This is a genomic window from Alkalilimnicola sp. S0819, assembly GCF_009295635.1.
GTDB lineage: Bacteria > Pseudomonadota > Gammaproteobacteria > Nitrococcales > WHIW01 > S0819.
In genome coordinates this window covers 1-18157 of record NZ_WHIW01000010.1, presented here as the reverse complement: position 1 = coordinate 18157, position 18157 = coordinate 1, and the positions used below count along the sequence as shown (strand labels likewise).

Sequence of the window (18157 nt, the reverse complement as noted above, 5' to 3'; positions counted from 1 at the left end):
CTACTCCACCGCCCCGGTGTTCCGCAGCACGCGCCAGAGGTCCAGCCCCCCGCGCAGCACCGCCAGCACCGCCATCAGAATGAAACCGACCAACACCGCGCCGTGGGCGAGACTCATGGGCATGCCCACTACCACGCTGCGTCGGCCGCTGCGCAAGGCGGAATCCACCACCTCCCAGGACTGCAGCGCGACGTAGCCGCAGATCACCCCGCCGGCGACCAGCAGCAGCGCCCGCAGCCCCCGCGCCAGCCGCTCCGGCAGCAGGGTGGCGGCCAGATCGATGCGGATGTGCTCATCGCGGAGCATCAGCACCGCCGCCCCCAGAAAGACCGCCCAGATCATCCCGTAGGCCAGCGTCTCCTCGGCCCAGGGCAATGCCGAGCCGAAGAAGCTTCGGCCCACGGCATTGGCGACGTTGATGGCAATGGCCACGAAGGCCAGCACGGCCAGCAGGGCGTTGATCAGCCCGGTGAACCAGCGCTCCATGGAGCGCAGCAGGCGCGAAGTCGACATCGGCTTGCCTCATACAGGTATTGCCCCGCCACGCGAACACGCGACGGGGCAACACGGTCGGCCGCGGGAATTACTCGGCAGCGAGTTCCTTGAGGGTCTCGTACAGCGGCTGCATGGCCTCACTGCTACCGATGTGCTTCTCACTGGCCTCGCGGTTGAGCCGCATCAGTTTTTCCTGCTGATCCTGGGGCAGGGTCGCGACCTCTCCACCCATTTCCTGCCAGCGGCCGATCATCATCTCGCGAATGCCCAGCACCTTGCCGCGCATCTCCAGCTCCACCTCGCGACCGACGGTGTCCACCACCTGTTGCAGGTCTTCCGGCAGGCGGTCGTAGAAGCGCTGGGAGACGAAACCACCAATGGCGATGGGCGCATCGTTGGTGATGGTCAGGTACTTGGCCACCGTGGGCACCCGGAAGGCGGTCATGATGATGGGCGAGGTGCGCACCCCGTCAATGGTGCCGCGCTGCAGGGCCGGCACCACCTCGACGAAGGGCATGGGCACGCCGCTGGCACCCAGGTCTTCCATCAACTGCCGCTCCAGGTCGGAGGCCAGCACCCGCAGTTTCAGGCCACGCAGCTGGTCCAGATCCTGGAAGGGCTCCTGGGTGGCGAAGGCGGTGGTGTCATACACCCACAGGGACACGCCCCGCATACCGTTGTCGTTGGCCACGTTCAGGAAGGGGTCGCGGAACTCGGGGTTCTGCAGCACCTCGTAGGCGTGGTCCAGATCCTCGAACAGGCCCATGGCATCGGCCACCTGGAAGCGCGGGTCAACGCCCTTCAGGTACACGGCGGGGATGGCCACCATCTCGATGGTGCCCAGCTGCACGCCCTCGGCCAGGGCGGACTCACCGCCCAGCTGGGCGCCGGGGTAGAGCTTCGCCTCGATGCGTCCATCGCTGGCGGCCTCGATACGCTCCTTGAACAGCTTGATGTAGGCATGCAGCGGATCATTCTGGGCGATGATGCCGATCTTCATGGTGTAGTCGGCGGCGGCCGCCGGCAGGGACACCGCCGCGGCACAGACCGCGGTGGCCAGCAGTTTGCCGAGGGTCGGCAGCAGTTTGCGCAGGTTCATGGGATCTCCTCCAGATCAGTCTCGTCTTTGTTGTCGATGGGTTTGTTTCAGGCCAGGCCGAAGAAAGCCTCGGCGTTGCGACTCATGATTTTCTGCTTCTGCGCGGCGCTCAGCGCCTCGCTCTCGCGCACGAGCTTGCCCGGCTCCTGCTCGCCCAGGGGGAAGGGCTGGTCGGTGCCGAACATCACCCGGTCCTCGCCCATGACCTTCACCAGCAGTTCCAGGGCGTTGGGGTCGAACACGGCGGAATCGGTGTACATGCGCCGTGCGTAGCTGGAGGGCAATTCGGGGCAGTGCTCGCGAACGATGTCTCGATGCCGCCAGGCGTTGTCCACCCGGCCCAGCAGATAGGCAAAGCTGCCACCGCCGTGGGCGAAGCATATCCGCAGCGATTCCGGCAGCCGCTCGAAGGCGCCGGAGAGGATCAGCGAGAGCATGGACAGCTGGGTTTCCGCGGGCATGGCCACCAGCCAGGGCAGCATGTAGCGCGGCATGCGCTCCTGGCCGAGCATGTCCCAGGGGTGCACGAACACGGGCATGTCCAGCTTCGCGCAGTGGGCGAGGAAGCTCACCAGGCCCTCGTCGTCCAGGTTCTTTTCGTCCACGTGGTTGCCGATCTGCACGCCGATCAGCCCCAGCGCCTTGGCCCGCTCCAGCTCGCGGCAGGAGGCGTCGATGTCCTGCAGCGGCACCTGGGCGAGGGCCTTGAGGCGATCCGGAGCGGCGGCGCAGTACTCGGCGGCGCGCTCGTTCATCAGGCTCGCCCAGCGGGCAGCTCGATCGGCCGGACGCTTGTAGCCGAACAGCACCGGCGTGGCGCAGTTGATCTGCACATCGATGCCGGCGGCGTCCATCTCCTCCACCCGGCGTTTCGGGTCCCACAGGGAGCGGTGCACCGGGCGGAACTTGCGCTCGCCCAGCATGATTTCGCCGCGCTCGCCGTCACCGGTATCCAGCCAGGGGCCGGCGTCATCGTCCAGCAGCCGCGACTCTTCCCGCGTGATCGGCGGGTAGAAGTGGGCATGCATGTCTATCACTCGTTCAGTCATGGGATTCGACCTCACTTCTTACCGGGGTGGATGGCGCCGCACTCAGGGCAGGTGCGCAGGGCTTCATCGTTGTGGAACTTCTCGAACAACGGCGGCAGATCCCGAACGATGCTCTGCAGCTCCACCTCGGCCCGGTGCACCAGGGCGTGGCATTCCTGGCAGAACCACTCGAAGCCGTCCATCGCGCCCGGCGGCCGCTTGGGCTCCACCACCAGGCCGATGCTGCCCGGGACGGGTCGCTGAGGCGAATGGCGCACATGGGCGGGGAGCAGGAAGATTTCGCCCTCGCGGATATGAACTTGCCGTGGCGGCTTGCCCGGCTCGTCCATCACGTTCAGGTACATATCGCCTTCCAGTTGGTAGAAGAACTCCTCCACCGGGTCGTCGTGGTAATCGAGGCGCTCGTTGGGACCGCCGACCACGGTGACCATCAGTTCGCCGTCTTCCCAGATCTGGGCGTTGCCCACGGGCGGCTTGAGAATATCCCGGTGCTCTTCAATCCATTGCTGGAAGTTGAAGGCCTTCATAGTGCTGATGCTCGGCATGAACCCTCCCTCAGGCTCGCGACTGGGGCGCGTAGGCCACGACCTTGATCTCGATGAGCAGATGCGGATGGGGGAGCTGGTGCACCGCCACAGTGGTCCGAGCCGGACCGTCATAGCCGAAGTACTCGCCGTAGACCTGGTTGTAACCGCCGAAGTCGTTCATGTTCACCAGGTAGCTGGAGACTTCCACCACGTCATCCAGGGACGAGCCCGCCGCTTCCAGGATGGCACGAATGTTCTCCAGCACGGCGATGGTCTGCGCGCGAATGTCGAGGCTGGTGGTGCCCAACTCGTCCACTTCAACGCCCTCGAAAGTGTTGTCCGGGCGACGAGAACTGGTGCCGGAGACGAAGATGAAATCCCCGGCTCGCTTGTAGTGCGGGAAACGCCCGCGGGGCTTGGCCTTGCCGGCGATGACTTCGCCCTGGTTCTGATCGCTCATGCTGCTACCTCATGCGTTGGATTGCCGCCGGGGCGGCAAATCAGAAACTTGAGGTAAACATAGGCCCTGGCTGGTAGAACTGCCAATGAAATATTGGGCTTCCTGATATTCCACCAGGGAATCCCTGACGGGCGGGGCTCAACGCCCTGCAGGAGCGGCTCATGGCAGTGACTTCTCCCTCGTGGACGGTGGAGAAATCGCGGCCATGAGCCTCTCCTACAGGGCGTTGGCGGACCAGATGCCTTTTTCCAGCAGGGCCATCAGCAGCTCCGTGCCCGTGGCCGAGACGCCCAGGCTTGCCGAGCGCTCCAGCACCGCGCCGCAGATGCCCTGCAGCTCCAGCGGCCGGCCATGCTCACGGTCCACCAACATGCTGGTCTTGATGGGGTCCAGATCGTGGATCACGCGGAACATTTCTTCCACGTCCGCCTCGTCCAGCACCACACCATCGGCCCCGGCCGCCACGGCGGTTTCCTGCATCAGGCGCTTGACCATCGGGCCGATGCGTTCGTCGTGGGTGATGCGCCGGCTGTCCCAGCCGGTGATGGCCGAGAGCGGATTCACGCCGTTGTTGATCACCAGTTTGCGCCATAGCTCACGGCGGATATCGTCGCTTTCCTGCATGGGTATGCCGGCGGCGCCCCATTGCCCGATCAGCCGCGGCAGCAAGTGCCGGGCCGGCCCGTCTTGCGCCGCGCGGACATTGGGCCAGGGGCCGAGCGTGACCTGCCCCGGGCCCACCGCCTCGATGCACCCCGGTTCGACCACATGGGTGCCGATACGGATGGCCAACCCGCCCAGCACACAATCCGCCCCCAGCGCCCGGGCCAGGGTGGGCTCGTTATCCACACCGTTCTGCAATGAGAGCACCGCGGTGCGCTGGCCGCGCTCGGCGAACCAGTGCCGCAACTGTTCGGCAAGCTCGGCGGTGGCGCCGCCCTTGACCGCCAGCACCAGCAGGTCGAAATCCACCGGGCTGTGCTCGGCGCACAGCCCGGCCATATCGGTGACCCGCACCGGCTCGTCGAACGCCAGTTCCGGGTGCGATACCCGCAGGCCCCGCTCCCGCAGCGCCTGCGCCTGGGCGCCCCGGGCGATGAACAGCAGCTCATGGCCGGCCCGCTGGAGCTTCGCACCGTAGTAGGCGCCTATGCCGCCGGCGCCGATCATGGCAATGCGCATCATGGGCCCCGCTCCGCTCAGGCGTCGCGCTCCAGGAAGAAATCCGTGGCCAGCTTGCAGAAGCGGGCATTGTGCTCGATCTGGGTCCAGTGACCGCACTGGCCGAACACGTGCAGCTGGGAGCGTTCGATCAGCTGATGCAGCTTCAGCGAGGTCTCCAGCGGTATCACCCGATCATCCCGGCCATGCACCATCAGGGTGTGCTGACGGATGGCGCGGATCTGCTCCTCGGGGGTGACCATGGCATCCACCCAGCGCTGGCGCGGCGCGGGGAACATGGCCGCGTAGGCCTCCTGCACGCCCGGGCGTATGCTCGCCTCGTAACGCATCCTCGCCAGTTCCTCGCTGAGCAGGCTGGTGTCGTAGGCGAAGGTGCGCATCATCTCGCCCATGTTCTCCACGGACGGGGTATAGCCCCAGACCGCGTCCAGCTCGGGGGTGATCTGGAAGGGCACGCCCACGCTGCCCATCAGGATCAAGCGCCGCACCCGCTCCGGGTGACGCGCGGTGAGCGCCAGGGCGAGCGCCCCGCCATAGGAATTGCCCACCAGATCCACCTGGGGCAGTTCCAGGGCATCCATGAAATCCAGCGCATGGCGCACCCAGCTGTCCATATTGTAGTCCCAGCCTTCGGGGCGTTCGGTGTAACCGAAGCCCACCATATCGGGTGCCACCACCCGGAAGTGCTCGGCGAGCTTCGGGATCACCAGCCGCCAGTTGGCCCAGGCCGTCACGCCGGGCCCGGAGCCGTGGATGAGCATCACCGGGCTGCCCTCGCCCTGGTCATGGTAGTTGGTCTCGAAGGTACCGGTGCGAATGCGCTTGCCGATTTCCGGATTCTCGCTCATGGGTCTTACTCCCTGGGTCGATGTCAGGCCGCGCTGGGCGCGGCCGCCTTCAAAGTCTGTTCATGGGCGCGCAGGGCCAGCGCCACCATCACGCCCAGCGCGGCCAGCACGACGAAGAGCCAGCGGCCGGCGTCCCAGCCGCCCAGATGGGCCACCACCGCGGCAATGGCCGGCGGGCCCAGCAGAATGCCGATGTTCGCCCCCTGGGTGATGAGGCCGTTGCCCATGCCCACGTCCTCGCGGCGCTCCACCAGCTGGGGCACGCCGATGAACAGGGTCGCCGGCAGCAGACCACCCAGCCCGCAGCCCAGCACCGCCATCACCAGGCGCAGGCTCGGTTCCAGGGCCGCCGTGAAGACAATCAGGCCGGTCAGACCCATGAGCAACTGCACGCCCAGGGCCACCACCCAGCGCGGCACGCCGCGGCGCGACAGCGGCGCGGCGGCCAGGCAGCCCACCACATTGGCGAAGGTGGCCAATGCCGCGAGCCAGCCGGCCTGATGCAGCGCCAAGCCCATGTGCGAGACACCGAAGGACGGCAGCCAGGTGATGATCATGAACCACTGGGCCGAGTAGGCCCCGAAAGCCAGGCCCATGAGGACGGGCCCGCGCAGCCGCACGGCATGACGCAGCTGGGCGCGCAGGGGCCGGCCGCCGGGGGCGCGGGCTTGGGGCAGGTGGGCACGCAGCAGCAGGGCGAGCAACAGCAAGGCGCCCAGCAGGGCGACGTTGACCCACCACAGCAGGCGCCAGCCACCGGCGCCGATCAGCACGGGACTGAGCAGCAGCATGGCGCTCACGCCCAGGGGCATGTAGCAGCCCCAGACCGCCAGCCAGCCACCGCGCCCTGCGGGGGTGGCGGAGGCGGCGATGATGGAGGGCGCGGCCACCACCACCAGCACGAAACCCACGCCTTCCAGCACCCGACTGCCCAGCAGCAGGCTGCCGTTGACGCTGAGCGCCCCCAACGCGCCGCCGAGCACGGCAATGAAGAGCCCCGCGAGCAGGGCGGTGCGGGTGCCGCGGCGCGCGGCCAGCAGGCCACTGACCAGGCCCAGCAGGGCGGTCACGGCATTGATGGCGCTGGACACCCAGCCCGCCTGCACCAGGCTCAGGCCCAGGTCGGATTGCAAGACGGGCAGGGAACTGGGCAGTTTGCCCACCTGGGCGGCCAGCAGTATGCCGGCGCTCAGCGCGACCAGAATCGCGATCAGGCGGGATGCGTTCTCGGACGCCACGGCCATGGCGCTACCCCCCAATAAACGGAAACACGGCCCGCAGGCGCAAAGACCCCCGTAGCCGCGATGAAACGCAGTGGAATCGAGGATTCCCCGATCAAAACGAGACCCCGGGTTCCCGCCTTCGGCTCCCCCCGGGCTACGCGGCCTTTGCCGCCATGGTCCGTGCAATTCGGAAGTCATGGGGCGCGGAAACCCGCGCCCCATGCCAAGGCCGTTAAACGCCTTCGGTGTACACCGAGGTGAAGGCCTCGTTGAGCTCGCCGGTGTGGTAGAAGATCGCCGAACCGATGTTGTCCTCGGTCCAGGTGATCACCGGCATGTCGGGATAAGCCGCGTAGCCGAGCCCCGCGAAGGTCTCGTTGCGGTTGCCCGAGGGGTCGAAGAAGTAGATCGTCGCACCCCGGGTAATGCCGTGGCGCTGCGGGGTGACGTCGATCTTCACCTTGTTCTTGCCCATCACGTCCGCCGCCTTCAGCACGTCCGCCCACTCGTCCAGGTAGAAGGAGATATGGTGCAGCCCCATCTCCGGCCCGCCCACGAAGGCGATGTCATGGGGCGTGGTGGTGCAGGTCATGAACGCCGCCGCACGCACCTGGTGCCCCGGGCCCACCATCAGCTGCTCGGTCAGACGGAAACCCAGGATGTCGCGGAAGAACACGTGGTTCTCTTCGACCTTGTTGACCCCCTGCTCCGGGTCCAGCTCGCACATCAGCAGGCAATGATCCAGCCAGTGCGCCCCCGCCCCCTTCAGACCATCCGGCCAGGGCTCCGGGTTCTCCGTGCCCACCGACTTGCCGACGAACTCCTTCTCGGCATACAGGTACATCTGGTGCCCGCTGGGGATGTGAAAACGCAGGCTGCGGCCGCAGAAGGGCAGCTCACCCGCCGCCAAATCCTCCACCGGATGGCTCGCCGCTTCCAGCTTCGCCTTGATCGCGTCCAGATCCGCCTCGCTCTCCACCTTGAAGGCCATGTGGTTCATGCCCGCACGATCCGACTCGGTCAGAACCAGACAGTACTTGTCCCACTCGTCCCAGCCCTTCAGGTACACATTGCCGGCCGAGTCCACATCGGTGGGCAGCAGCCCCAGCACGTTCTCGTAATGATGCCGCGCCGCCTTCATGTCCAGCACACGCAGATTGATGTGACCTATGCGCATAACGCCCATTGTCGTTCTCCTCCTGGCTCTAGATCCAGCCTCGTGGGACCGGGTGTGTACAAATCCTGGATGCTTAAACGAAACCGTATTTCTTCCGCTGAGTGCTGGCGTTGGCGCCATGCTTCAGCATCGCCTTGCGCATGCCGCCCACCACTTCCAGGGATACATCGGTTTGAGGAAAGGCGCGGCAGGCCAGCACATAGCCCTGGGCCTGCTCGTCCACGCTCACGTGGGAGCGGCACATGGCGAGGGTGCTGCACTCGCCGGAGACGATGCGCACCTTGCACACCCCGCAACCCCCGCCGTGGCAGCCCGAGGGGATGCCCTTGCGGCCCAGCGAGGCCATGGCACCCAGAATGTGCCGACCGCCGGCGCAGGGGTAGCGCTCACCGGTATCCAGTATCGTCACCTCACGCCGCTCCACACGGGAACCCTCCTCACGTCACGGGCAGCGCCTGCGAACATCGCCAAGCCCATGCGCTCTCGATATGTTACCAAAAAACCGATATTAAGGATCTCTGTCACTAAATATGCAGCATCTTTTGCGTCACTGCCACCCACCTCCATCGACGGACGGAGCCGATTGGGGAAGGCACCGCCATGACCAACATCGTGAACATGCCGCGGGAACGGCTGATCGACTACAGGTAAAACCGTTTTCCTGGCGCATCGCGGTTTAACGGGAACAGGGAAAGACGGAGAACGGGCCTGCGCGGAGGGCAGGCGCTGCCGGTATCGGGGCGAGGCCCTGAGCGTTCGCTGGGGCCGCCGGCGCTTCGTGCGCTGGAGGGTCACAGGCCCGGATGAGGCTTCCATTAATGAAGGTGGCCGGCTCGCGGGCCACCTTCTGATTGGGCGGCCTGGGCCGCCACCCATCCATGTCCGGTTCGGGCCGCTCAGGGCCCAGGCCGCTCCCACAGGAGGACAATGGGGAGGCACCGACGCCCCATCAACGCACCTTGAAAGCAGCTACCTGTTGGGCGAGTTCCTGGGCCAGACCGTTGATCTGCTCGCCGGCCGTGGAGGTCTGATCGGCGCCGGTGGCGGATTCGTCCGCGGCCTTGCTGATCCGGTTGAGGTTCTGGTTCATCTCCTCGGCGGTGGCATTCTGCTGCTCGGCGGCGCTGGCTATCTGGGTGTTCATGTCGCGGATCGCCATCACGGCGCGGGCGATTCCGGCCAGGGCCTGGCCGGCGGCGCGGGCCTGCTCCACCGCGTCCGAGGCCCCTTCGCGGCTGGTATTGAGCACGCCGCTGGTTTCGGTGGCCGCCTCTTGCAAGCGCTCGATGATCGCGCTGATCTCCTGGGTGGATTCCTGGGTCCGCTGGGCCAGCGAGCGCACCTCGTCGGCGACCACGGCGAAACCCCGGCCCTGCTCCCCGGCGCGCGCCGCCTCGATGGCGGCGTTGAGCGCCAGCAGATTGGTCTGCTCCGCCACCCCGTTGATCACCTCCAGCACCACCGCCATCTGCTGGCTGTCGTTCTCCAGGCGTTCCATGGCGGCGCCCGCCTGCGAGAGCTGTTCGGAGAGCCGCTCGATGGATTCCGCGGCGGTGGAGGCCAGACGTTCACCGTCCCGCGTCTGTTGATCGGCCTCGCCGGCCTGGTCGGCGGCCTGGGAGGTGTTGCGCGCCACCTCGTGAGTGGTAGCACTCATTTCTTCCATAGCGGCGGCGGTCTCGCCGCTGCTCGCCTGCTGGGCCTTCATGCTGCGCCGCGTCTGCTCCGACACGGCACTGAGTTGCGCGGCGGCGTCCTGCATCTGCGCCGAGGCACGGGTGATCTCGCGGATCACCGCTCCCAGGCGCTGCTGGACTTCCTTCACCCGGGTGGCGATCTCGGCCAATTCATCATTGCCATAAATCTGTATATCTGCCGTGAAATCACCCCCTGCCAAGGTACGCAAGTCCGTGACCAGGGCCGAGGCTGGCCGAAGCACCGAGCGCTGCAGGAACCACAGGAACACCCCGAACGCGAGAACAAGGGTCACCACGATCAGACCCACACTGATCTGCAGGCTGCGCAGTGCGGCCGCCGCCGTGCGATCGCTCGCGGTCTGGGTGCGCACGGCGATCTCCTCAGCCAGCCCCGTGAGCAACTGGTCCGGCCCCAGGGAGGCGCCCTCGGCCCACATATCCCCCGTGGACGCATCCCCACCGGAGGACTCGAAGGCCTGGAGGGCTTCACGATAAGTGCCGCCCATCTGCTCATGGGAGGCAAGGAACGCGGCAAGACTCTTCTTCAGGCCCTCGTCCTCCAAGGCGCCGAGAAGATGCGCGCCGACCTCGCGCACCTCTTCCTCGTTCTCCTGGAATCGGGCCCAGTACTGGTCCTTCTGTCGCGACTCGCCACCGCGCAACAGCAGGTTCTTCCAGGCCTCGATCTGCTGCACGAAACCGATGCGCATCTCCATGATCTGGCGCTCGTTGGCCACGCCGGTTCGCTGGAGTTGCTCATAGGCGGCCACGCCGGACCAGAGCTGGAACATGCCGAAGGTCACGGCCAGCAACAACAGCGTGGTGGCCAGACCAGTGAGAAGAAGAAGCTTGTTGCGGATACTACCGGTGAGTCGGTGCAGCACGACACACACCCCTTGCTTGATGAAACCCCATAGGCGACAACCAACCGATCTACTCGCCGGTTACTGTGTGGATCGGCCGCGAACGGGAAAACTGTAGAGTAACGCCCCCCAACGGAGTAGAGCGGGTCGCTCGCTTAATCGCAAAGCGTGATGCATTCCACACTATCTGTAGAGCCAGGGTTTGAGCAGCCTGGTCACCTGGGGCATGACCAGATAAGTAAGCAGGCCGATCTGCAACACCACCACGACCGCCAGCCGCGGTATCCAGTGCATGCGCGCCAGCAGCGGGATCTGGTTGAAGAGCAGGTTCAGCAGCAACAACATGGTGAACACCACCACGGCCAGCACCAGCGCCATCTTGTGCTTGGAGGGCGGCTTGGCACCCGCGGGCACCGTGGGTAGATCGAACCAGAATTCCAGCCCCGTGACCCGTTTCACCTTGGTGTCACCTTCCACCAGCGGCTCCAGCCGAGCGGTGAATTCGGCCCGCTCGGCGGACTCGTCCCAGGCGCGGGCATGGGCGTAGCTGTCGAAGCGGTAGATGATCACGTATTCGTTGTCGGTGCTGGGACCGGGGCGCAGCACATTCACCCCCAGGTGCCCCGGGAATTCCAGGGCCGCGTCAGTCACCCCTTTCACCCAGTCCTCGTACTCCGCCTCCCGGCCGGGCCGCACCTTGCGCGACACCGCCACCGTGATCGGGCCTTCATCACCCGCGTGAATCTTCCGTGTGGGCATATCGCTCCTCCCGTGGTTCGCTACCTCCCATGGTAGTCGCGCAGCGGCGCGGGCGGAATCGCGATGGCGACCCGGCCGGTCAGGATTCCCCCGGCTCCAGGGAGGGCTTGCGCCGCCCGGCGCGGTGCCCACTCAGGCGGTGGAGCAACAGGCAGGCCAGGCCGGTCAGCCAGGCAGACCAGTGCAGCCAGGCCAGCGGCGTGATCAGCGCCAGGGCCAGCACCACCCGGAGTAGCCGTTCGGGCCCGGCGAGAGGGCGCACATCGTAGGCAGTGGCCGCACTGGACAACAGGTAGATCAGCCCAAGGGTGCGCAGGATAACCGCCACCAACTCCCACGCACTCGCCTCCCCCCCGGCCTCGCCAACGATCAGCAGCTCGGGATTGAAGGCGAACATGAAGGGTATGACGAAGACCACCGCGCCGATACGGGTTGCGGTGACGGCGGTGGCGAAGGGCGATGCACGGGCTATCGCCGCCGCCGCATAAGAGGCCAGCGCCACGGGGGGCGTGATGTTCGAGGCGACGCCGTAGTAGAAGACGAACATATGGGCGGTAAGCGCGGCCAGACCGAAGGACTGCAGAGACGGCCCGAGGATCAGGATGATGGTCAGATAGGCCGGCAGCGTCGGCATCCCCATGCCCAGCAGCAAAGAAGCGAAGGCGGCCATGATCAGCGTCAGCAGCAGCATCTGGTCCGCCGCGCCGCCGATCAGCTGCGCCACCTGACCCGGCAGGTTGGTGGTGCCCAATACGGCGGTAATCACGCCGATCACGCCCACCGCCAACAGCAGCTTGGCGAAGTTGCAACCACCCTCGGCCAGGGCGGCCAGCAGGCGCCAGGGCTGACGGCGTATCGCCGGGTTCAGCGGACTGGCCGCGACCAGAACCAGCAGCGCCGTGATGCCGGCACCGGCCGCCGACATGCCTTTCAGCAGGGCTGCGATGAGGGCCGCCACGGGCAGCACGACGAGCACCAGATTGACCCAGTCCTGCGGTGCCATCCGCATCTGCCGGTCCAGCTCGCCCGCATCGGCCACCTCCACGCCCAGCTTGCGCGCCTCGAACATCACCGCAATGAAGAGGCTGGCGTAGTACGCCAGCGCCGGTAGCAGCGCCGCGACGATGATCGTCAGATAGGAAACGCCGGTGAAATCCGCCATTACCAGGGCAGCCGCGCCCATGATCGGCGGCATCAGCTGGCCGCCGGCCGAGGCGCTGGCCTCCACGCCGCCGGCGAAGCTCGGCTTGAAGCCGCGGCGTACGATCGCGGGAATGGTCAGCACACCGGTGCCCACCACATTGGCCACGGCACCACCACTCATGGCGCCGAACAGGGACGAGGCGGCGATGGCGGCATGGGCCGGGCCGCCGCGGAACCGGCGCATGAGGTTGTAGGACGCCTTGATCAGGGACATGCCGGCGCCGGTGCCTTCCAGCATGCCGCCCAGCAGGATGAACGGGAACACGGTCAGCAGGATGATGCCGGCGATGGTGCCGAGTATGCCCTTGCCGAGATTGAACCACAGGTCACCGGGCACGTCGGAGAGAAAGTCCAGCGGCGCCGTTTGCAGGGGCCCTGGCCAGTATTGGCCGGTGAGCAGGTAGAGCAGGCAGAGCAGGGCGAACAGCGGCAGCGCCGCGCCCCACTCCCGCCAGCACAGGATGATGAACACCGCCGCACCGGCCAGCGCGGTCCAGGCATGGTGCGTCTCGAAGAAGAACAGGCCGGTATTGAGGCGCGCCATGACCTGGTAGAACTGCCACAGGGTGACCAGCGCCGTGACCGCCAGCGCCCCATCGAGCAACAGCCCGGCGGCGAAACCGAAACGACGCCCGCGCCAGTGCACACTGAAGGGCTTCAGCAGCAAGACGATCAGCACGGCGGCGGCGAACATCACCGCCCTAAGCAGTTCGGTCTGAAACGGGCCGATCCGAGGTAACAGGCCACCATAGGTCGGCAGGGCATTCGCCAGACCGAATAGCGCCATGGCCAGCGCCAGCAAGCCGGCCAGCAGCCTACGGCGGGCCGACCACTTTTCCGCCTGATGTTCGTTGCTCATATGCGCTCCCCCCTTGAACAGCACGGATCGGGAGCGGCCACCACTCGGCGCCGCTCCGTCACCGGGGACTTATTTCGCTTCCGGCGGACGCAGACGCTCGGGCACGCTGATGCCCTGCTCGATGTAGTAACGGTAGGCGCCCACATGCAAAGGCATGTTCAGCGCCTGAAACGCGTTATCCAGTGACACCCGCGCCAGCGATTTGCTGGTCGCCTGGACTTCGTCGATATGCTCCCACTGCGCCCGCGTCACCTGATAGACCACATCGGCATCGATGCCCGCACGGGTGGCGGAAATCATCACGAACATGGGCACCGTCACCGCTTCCTCGTTGACCTGGCCGCTGTAGGTGCCCGGCTCGATCAGATCGAAGGCCCGCCCCGGCACCGACAGGAAGCCATCAAAACGGCCGCTGTCGATCTGCGCCTGGCTCAAGCCCAGCAGGCGGATGTCGCGCGTCAGGCCCAACTGCTCGATATTGGCCGAACCGATGGAGGAGGCACTGAACATGGCATCGAGGGCGCCGTCCATCATTGCCTGCAGCCCCGCACCCCAGCCCATGCGCACCGCCTCGTAGTCCTCACCGGCCTTGAGTCCGGCGACGATCTCCAGAAAGTCCTCGATCTGACGGCTGGCGCCGCCCGAGGGCGGCCCGGTAAAGACGGTCTTGCCCCGCAGATCTTCGAAGGAAGCGATGCCGGAATCGGCGTAGACGATCGGGTGAAAAGCGCCACCGAGAAAGGAGTGTACCGCCCGCAGGTTCTTCGACGCCGCGATCGCCCGCTCGCCCAGTTCGGCGAACATCGCCTGGCCCTGGCTCATGAACTGATAGACCGGCGGCGGCACCGTGGCGAAGTCGATTCGACCGCTGGCCAACTTCAACGTGGCGCTGCTCAGCGTCTGACCGTCATTGACCTGAATGCGGATGCCGGCCTCTCGTCCGGCCAGGGCCCCCATCTTCACCATCAAGGCGTGGGGCGCATTGCCCGGATTCATGGTCTCCGCCTTGTAGATCTCGGCCTGAGCTGTACCGAACAGCAGCAGCGTCCCCAAGGCCGCTGCAAGCAACCTGCGTAACATGACTCTCCTCCTCCGCGACCTGACAGCCGCCTGACTCTTTTGTTTCCGGCCATAGCCTCGTCTGACCGAGTTGACATTGTCGCATCATCGTTGCAATGTCAACGTTGTCAAAACAACGAAAGCAGGTGCTCAATGAAACGCGCGGCTCGCGCCAAGCCCCACCACAACGCCCAGGCCGTCCCGCCGCAGCGCCGCTTCTCGTTCTGGTTCGCGCGGCTATCGCGCACGCTCTCCGAGCACACCCTGAACTATGTGCGCAGTCACTTCGGGCTGAACCTGGCGGAACACCGTGTGCTGGCGGTGCTGGGGGACGACGACGGGATGTCTACCCGAGACATCTCTGCCTACGCCTCCCTGGACAAGGGGCAAACGGCACGCGCCTTGGCGAGCCTGGCCCAGCGCGGCCTGGTCACCCAGCACATCGACGAGCAAGATCGGCGCCTGCGCGTGGTCTACCTCACGGCCAGCGGCCGAGAGACGGCGCAAGCCATCCGCCCGGTGATGAGTGCCCGGCAAAACCAGTTGATGGACTGCCTGAACGAGGCCGAGCAGAAAATGGTGTGGCCCATCCTGCAAAAGCTTTTCGATGAAGCCGAACGCTTGCGCCGAGACGGCGAGCAGGGCCGCTTCCCCGAGCCCCTCGGCACCCCCCCGTCTCACCCGGAGGACGCATGAGCGCGCAACCCAACTTCATTCTGTTCATGACCGACCAGCAACGGGCCGATCATCTCGGCTGCTATGGCAACACGGTACTGCGCACCCCGCACATCGACAGCCTGGCAGCCAGCGGCACACGCTACAACCGGAGCTATGTCACCAATCCGGTATGCATGCCCAACCGCTCCTCACTCATGACCGGGCGCATGCCCACGGCGCACGGCGTGCGCGCCAACGGCATCCCCCTGCCCACCAACCGCCGCACCTTCGTCGAGCAACTGGCCGCGGCGGGTTACCGCACCGGGCTCACCGGCAAGGCGCACCTGCAGAACATGACCGAGGTGCCGCCGGGGCGACGCCCCGGCACGGCAGCGCTGGCCGATGCCGAGCGCTGGGATTTCGAGCAGGAACCCTACCTGAACGAGGCCCTGCGTCTCTGGCGCGACCAGCCGACGCATCGCGTCCAGACCCCCTACTACGGATTCGAGCACGTGCGCCTGTGCACCGATCACGGCGACGAAGTGGGCGGCGACTACGCGCGCTGGTTAGCCAGCGAGCATCCGGAGTGGGCGACGCGCCGCGGCCAGGCGCAAGCCATTCCCGATCCGCGCATCAACACCCCCCAAGCCTGGCGTACGCCGCTGCCCGAAACGCTCTACCCCAGCCACTGGGTGGCCGATGAGGCCATCGCCTTTGTGGAGGGCTGGCGGGAGGACGCGCGGCCCTTCTTTCTGCAGTGCTCCTTTCCCGACCCGCACCACCCGTTCACCCCGCCCGGCAAGTATTGGGACATGTATGACCCGGCGGACATAGACACGCCCGCCTCCTTCGGCCTGGGCGACTCGCCGGTGCTTCGGCATCTGCGCGAAGAACTGGCGCAGGACGGCCGCTTCCGCTTCGGCCCGCTGCACCGCCCATTCGCGGTCACGGCACGCGAGGCGCGGGAGGCGATCGCGCTCACCTACGGCTCCATCAGCATGATCGATGACCAGATCGGTCGCGTGCTGGCGGCACTAAAGCAGCAGGAGCTGGACGACAACACGGTGCTGATCTTCATGTCGGACCACGGCGACTACATGGGAGATCACGGCCTGATGCTCAAGGGGCCGATGCACTACCAGGGCCTCATCCGAACGCCGTTGATCTGGCACGACCCACAACGTCCCGTGGCGGCCCAATGCATCGAAGCGCCTGTGTCCAGCATCGACATCACCGCGTCAATACTCGCGCGAGCGGGCGTCGAGGCCTATCGGGGCCTGCAGGGCAGAGCACTGCCGGGGCTGGGCCAGGCCGGCCTGCCGCGCGACTCGGTGCTCATCGAGGATGATCGCGAACGTATAGCACCCGGCTTCGATGATTTTCAACGCGTGCGCACGCTGGTCACCGAGCGTTACCGCCTGAGCCTGACGCGGCCCGCCGGCATCTCGGAGCTGTTCGATCTGCAGGAAGACCCGCACGAGACCGTCAATCGCTGGGACGACCCCGCCTATGACAACACCCGGAAGCAGCTCACGGAGCAGCTGCTGGAGAGCCTGATCGAGCACCAGAGCTGGTCTCCCGCTTCGGTGCGGGCGGGCTGAAGGCCCTGATCACAAGCACCCATCGCTCCGTTGCATAACTCACCACAACGATACCTCTGGAGGGGATCCCCACAGGAAGAACGGATTTTCCACCCTGGCGCTGGCGGCGCTGCTCGCCGGCACCGCGGCCCAGGCCGAAGTCGACTTCGGCGGTGACTTCGACAGCCGGGGCTTTCATCTGGACGAACACGACGGCGGCGCGCGCAGCCGCGGTTACGATTCTCGGCTGCGCTTGCGGGCGCACTTTCGCAACGATGACGGCGTCCAGGTACACACGCGCATCGCTCTGATGGACCGCAATTGGCAAGGGGATGCCTCCGGCCAAGGTGGCGTTTATTCGCCCGACGGGGCGGACACGGTCAGCCTGGACTACGGTTTCGTTCAGGCCCCGATCGCCGGCTGGATCGTCCGCGCCGGGCGGCAGCGGGCCAGCTTCGCCTACGGCTTTCACGCCTCGGACGATCGGCGCGATCGAATCAGCCTGTCGCGCCGCTTCGGCAAGACGGTGGTCGTTGCGCTGCTGAACAAGCGCCTGGAAGGCCAACTGGCCGACAACGACGATGACCGGGACGGGTTAGGAGCTCTGGGAAGCATCCGCTTCGACAACGGCACGGACGATGAGCGCAGCGGTTTCGTGGATCTGCAGGCGCACTACCGACTCAGCCCGTCCACCACCGTGTGGGCCACTGCCGGTCGACTCGAGAAAAACCCCGTCGCCGGGCTGAACGACAAGGTCACGGGCCTCAGCCTCAACCTCAGGACGCAGTTCTAAGGCAGAGCTGAAAAAACGCACGGCGCACCAGCGCCGTGCGTTCTCGCCTGGCGGAGTCGTCGACCCCGCCACGCCTCCCGGAAGCTTAGACCCCTTCGGTGTACACCGAGGTGAAGGCCTCGTTGAGCTCCCCGGTGTGGTAGAAGATCGCCGAGCCGATGTTGTCCTCGGTCCAGGTGATCACCGGCATATCGGGATAGGCCGCGTAGCCGAGGCCCGCGAAGGTCTCGTTGCGGTTGCCCGAGGGGTCGAAGAAGTAGATCGTCGCACCCCGGGTAATGCCGTGGCGCTGCGGCGTGACATCGATCTTGACCTTGTTCTTGCCCATCACGTCCGCCGCCTTCAGCACGTCCGCCCACTCGTCCAGGTAGAAGGAGAGATGGTGCAGGCCCATCTTCGGCCCGCCCACGAAGGCGATGTCATGGGGCGTGGTGGTGCAGGTCATGAACGCCGCCGCACGCACCTGGTGCCCCGGGCCCACCATCAACTGCTCGGTCAGACGGAAACCCAGGATGTCGCGGAAGAACACATGGTTCTCCTCGACCTTGTTGACCCCCTGCTCCGGGTCCAGCTCGCACATCAGCAGGCAATGATCCAGCCAGTGCGCCCCCGCCCCCTTCAGACCAT

18 protein-coding genes are annotated in these 18157 nt (G+C 66.1%); 3 read left to right on the top strand and 15 right to left on the bottom strand.

Going from position 1 to position 18157, the window contains the following annotated elements; genetic code table 11:
- From GBG68_RS09530 to GBG68_RS09465, 14 genes are all read right to left on the bottom strand, one after another.
- On the bottom strand, positions 1 to 513 hold the full coding sequence (locus GBG68_RS09530) for a TRAP transporter small permease (RefSeq protein WP_152146718.1): 513 nt from the start codon (positions 511 to 513) through the stop codon (positions 1 to 3).
- Between the two features lie 70 nt (positions 514 to 583).
- A complete protein-coding gene (locus tag GBG68_RS09525; protein ID WP_152146717.1) occupies positions 584 to 1594 on the bottom strand; it encodes a TRAP transporter substrate-binding protein in 1011 nt (336 codons plus the stop codon).
- A gap of 47 nt (positions 1595 to 1641) precedes the next feature.
- The gene (locus GBG68_RS09520; protein ID WP_152146716.1) at positions 1642 to 2643 is read right to left on the bottom strand and encodes an amidohydrolase family protein; all 1002 of its coding nucleotides are present in this window, start codon (positions 2641 to 2643) and stop codon (positions 1642 to 1644) included.
- A gap of 11 nt (positions 2644 to 2654) precedes the next feature.
- Positions 2655 to 3188 carry a 3-hydroxyanthranilate 3,4-dioxygenase gene (locus GBG68_RS09515; protein ID WP_152146715.1) on the bottom strand — a complete coding sequence of 178 codons (534 nt, stop codon included), beginning with the start codon at positions 3186 to 3188 and terminating at the stop codon, positions 2655 to 2657.
- A gap of 10 nt (positions 3189 to 3198) precedes the next feature.
- Complete coding sequence (locus GBG68_RS09510) at positions 3199 to 3630, bottom strand: RidA family protein (RefSeq protein WP_152146714.1); 432 nt, start codon at positions 3628 to 3630, stop codon at positions 3199 to 3201.
- Positions 3631 to 3846: 216 nt separating this feature from the next.
- On the bottom strand, positions 3847 to 4815 hold the full coding sequence (locus tag GBG68_RS09505; RefSeq protein ID WP_226801757.1) for a ketopantoate reductase family protein: 969 nt from the start codon (positions 4813 to 4815) through the stop codon (positions 3847 to 3849).
- A gap of 14 nt (positions 4816 to 4829) precedes the next feature.
- Complete coding sequence (locus tag GBG68_RS09500) at positions 4830 to 5660, bottom strand: alpha/beta fold hydrolase (RefSeq protein ID WP_152146713.1); 831 nt, start codon at positions 5658 to 5660, stop codon at positions 4830 to 4832.
- Between the two features lie 23 nt (positions 5661 to 5683).
- Positions 5684 to 6904 (bottom strand): MFS transporter, encoded by a 1221-nt coding sequence (locus GBG68_RS09495; RefSeq protein WP_193222290.1) that lies wholly within the window; start codon positions 6902 to 6904, stop codon positions 5684 to 5686.
- Between the two features lie 211 nt (positions 6905 to 7115).
- Positions 7116 to 8069, bottom strand: coding sequence for a catechol 2,3-dioxygenase (locus GBG68_RS09490; protein ID WP_152146711.1), 954 nt, complete (start codon positions 8067 to 8069; stop codon positions 7116 to 7118).
- A gap of 64 nt (positions 8070 to 8133) precedes the next feature.
- Positions 8134 to 8484 (bottom strand): 2Fe-2S iron-sulfur cluster-binding protein, encoded by a 351-nt coding sequence (locus GBG68_RS09485; RefSeq protein WP_152146710.1) that lies wholly within the window; start codon positions 8482 to 8484, stop codon positions 8134 to 8136.
- Positions 8485 to 9009: 525 nt separating this feature from the next.
- A complete protein-coding gene (locus GBG68_RS09480) occupies positions 9010 to 10641 on the bottom strand; it encodes a methyl-accepting chemotaxis protein (protein ID WP_152146709.1) in 1632 nt (543 codons plus the stop codon).
- Between the two features lie 162 nt (positions 10642 to 10803).
- The gene (locus GBG68_RS09475; RefSeq protein ID WP_152146708.1) at positions 10804 to 11379 is read right to left on the bottom strand and encodes an antibiotic biosynthesis monooxygenase; all 576 of its coding nucleotides are present in this window, start codon (positions 11377 to 11379) and stop codon (positions 10804 to 10806) included.
- Between the two features lie 79 nt (positions 11380 to 11458).
- On the bottom strand, positions 11459 to 13441 hold the full coding sequence (locus GBG68_RS09470; RefSeq protein WP_152146707.1) for a TRAP transporter permease: 1983 nt from the start codon (positions 13439 to 13441) through the stop codon (positions 11459 to 11461).
- Between the two features lie 69 nt (positions 13442 to 13510).
- A complete protein-coding gene (locus GBG68_RS09465) occupies positions 13511 to 14521 on the bottom strand; it encodes a TAXI family TRAP transporter solute-binding subunit (protein ID WP_152146706.1) in 1011 nt (336 codons plus the stop codon).
- 132 nt (positions 14522 to 14653) lie between these two features.
- Here GBG68_RS09465 and GBG68_RS09460 point away from each other — a divergent pair, with 132 nt between their 5' ends.
- The 3 genes from GBG68_RS09460 (at position 14654) to GBG68_RS09450 (ending at position 17530) form a co-directional block, all read left to right on the top strand.
- On the top strand, positions 14654 to 15196 hold the full coding sequence (locus tag GBG68_RS09460) for a MarR family winged helix-turn-helix transcriptional regulator (protein WP_152146705.1): 543 nt from the start codon (positions 14654 to 14656) through the stop codon (positions 15194 to 15196).
- Positions 15193 to 16758 carry a sulfatase gene (locus GBG68_RS09455; protein WP_152146704.1) on the top strand — a complete coding sequence of 522 codons (1566 nt, stop codon included), beginning with the start codon at positions 15193 to 15195 and terminating at the stop codon, positions 16756 to 16758. The genes GBG68_RS09460 and GBG68_RS09455 overlap by 4 nt, the downstream gene beginning before the upstream one ends.
- A gap of 289 nt (positions 16759 to 17047) precedes the next feature.
- Positions 17048 to 17530, top strand: a complete 483-nt coding sequence (locus tag GBG68_RS09450; RefSeq protein ID WP_152146703.1) for a hypothetical protein — start codon at positions 17048 to 17050, stop codon at positions 17528 to 17530.
- An 85-nt stretch (positions 17531 to 17615) separates the two neighbouring features.
- On the opposite strand, the gene GBG68_RS09445 is transcribed toward GBG68_RS09450, so the two are convergent.
- A partial coding sequence (locus GBG68_RS09445; RefSeq protein ID WP_193222289.1) for a VOC family protein occupies positions 17616 to 18157 on the bottom strand: 542 nt, incomplete at its 5' end.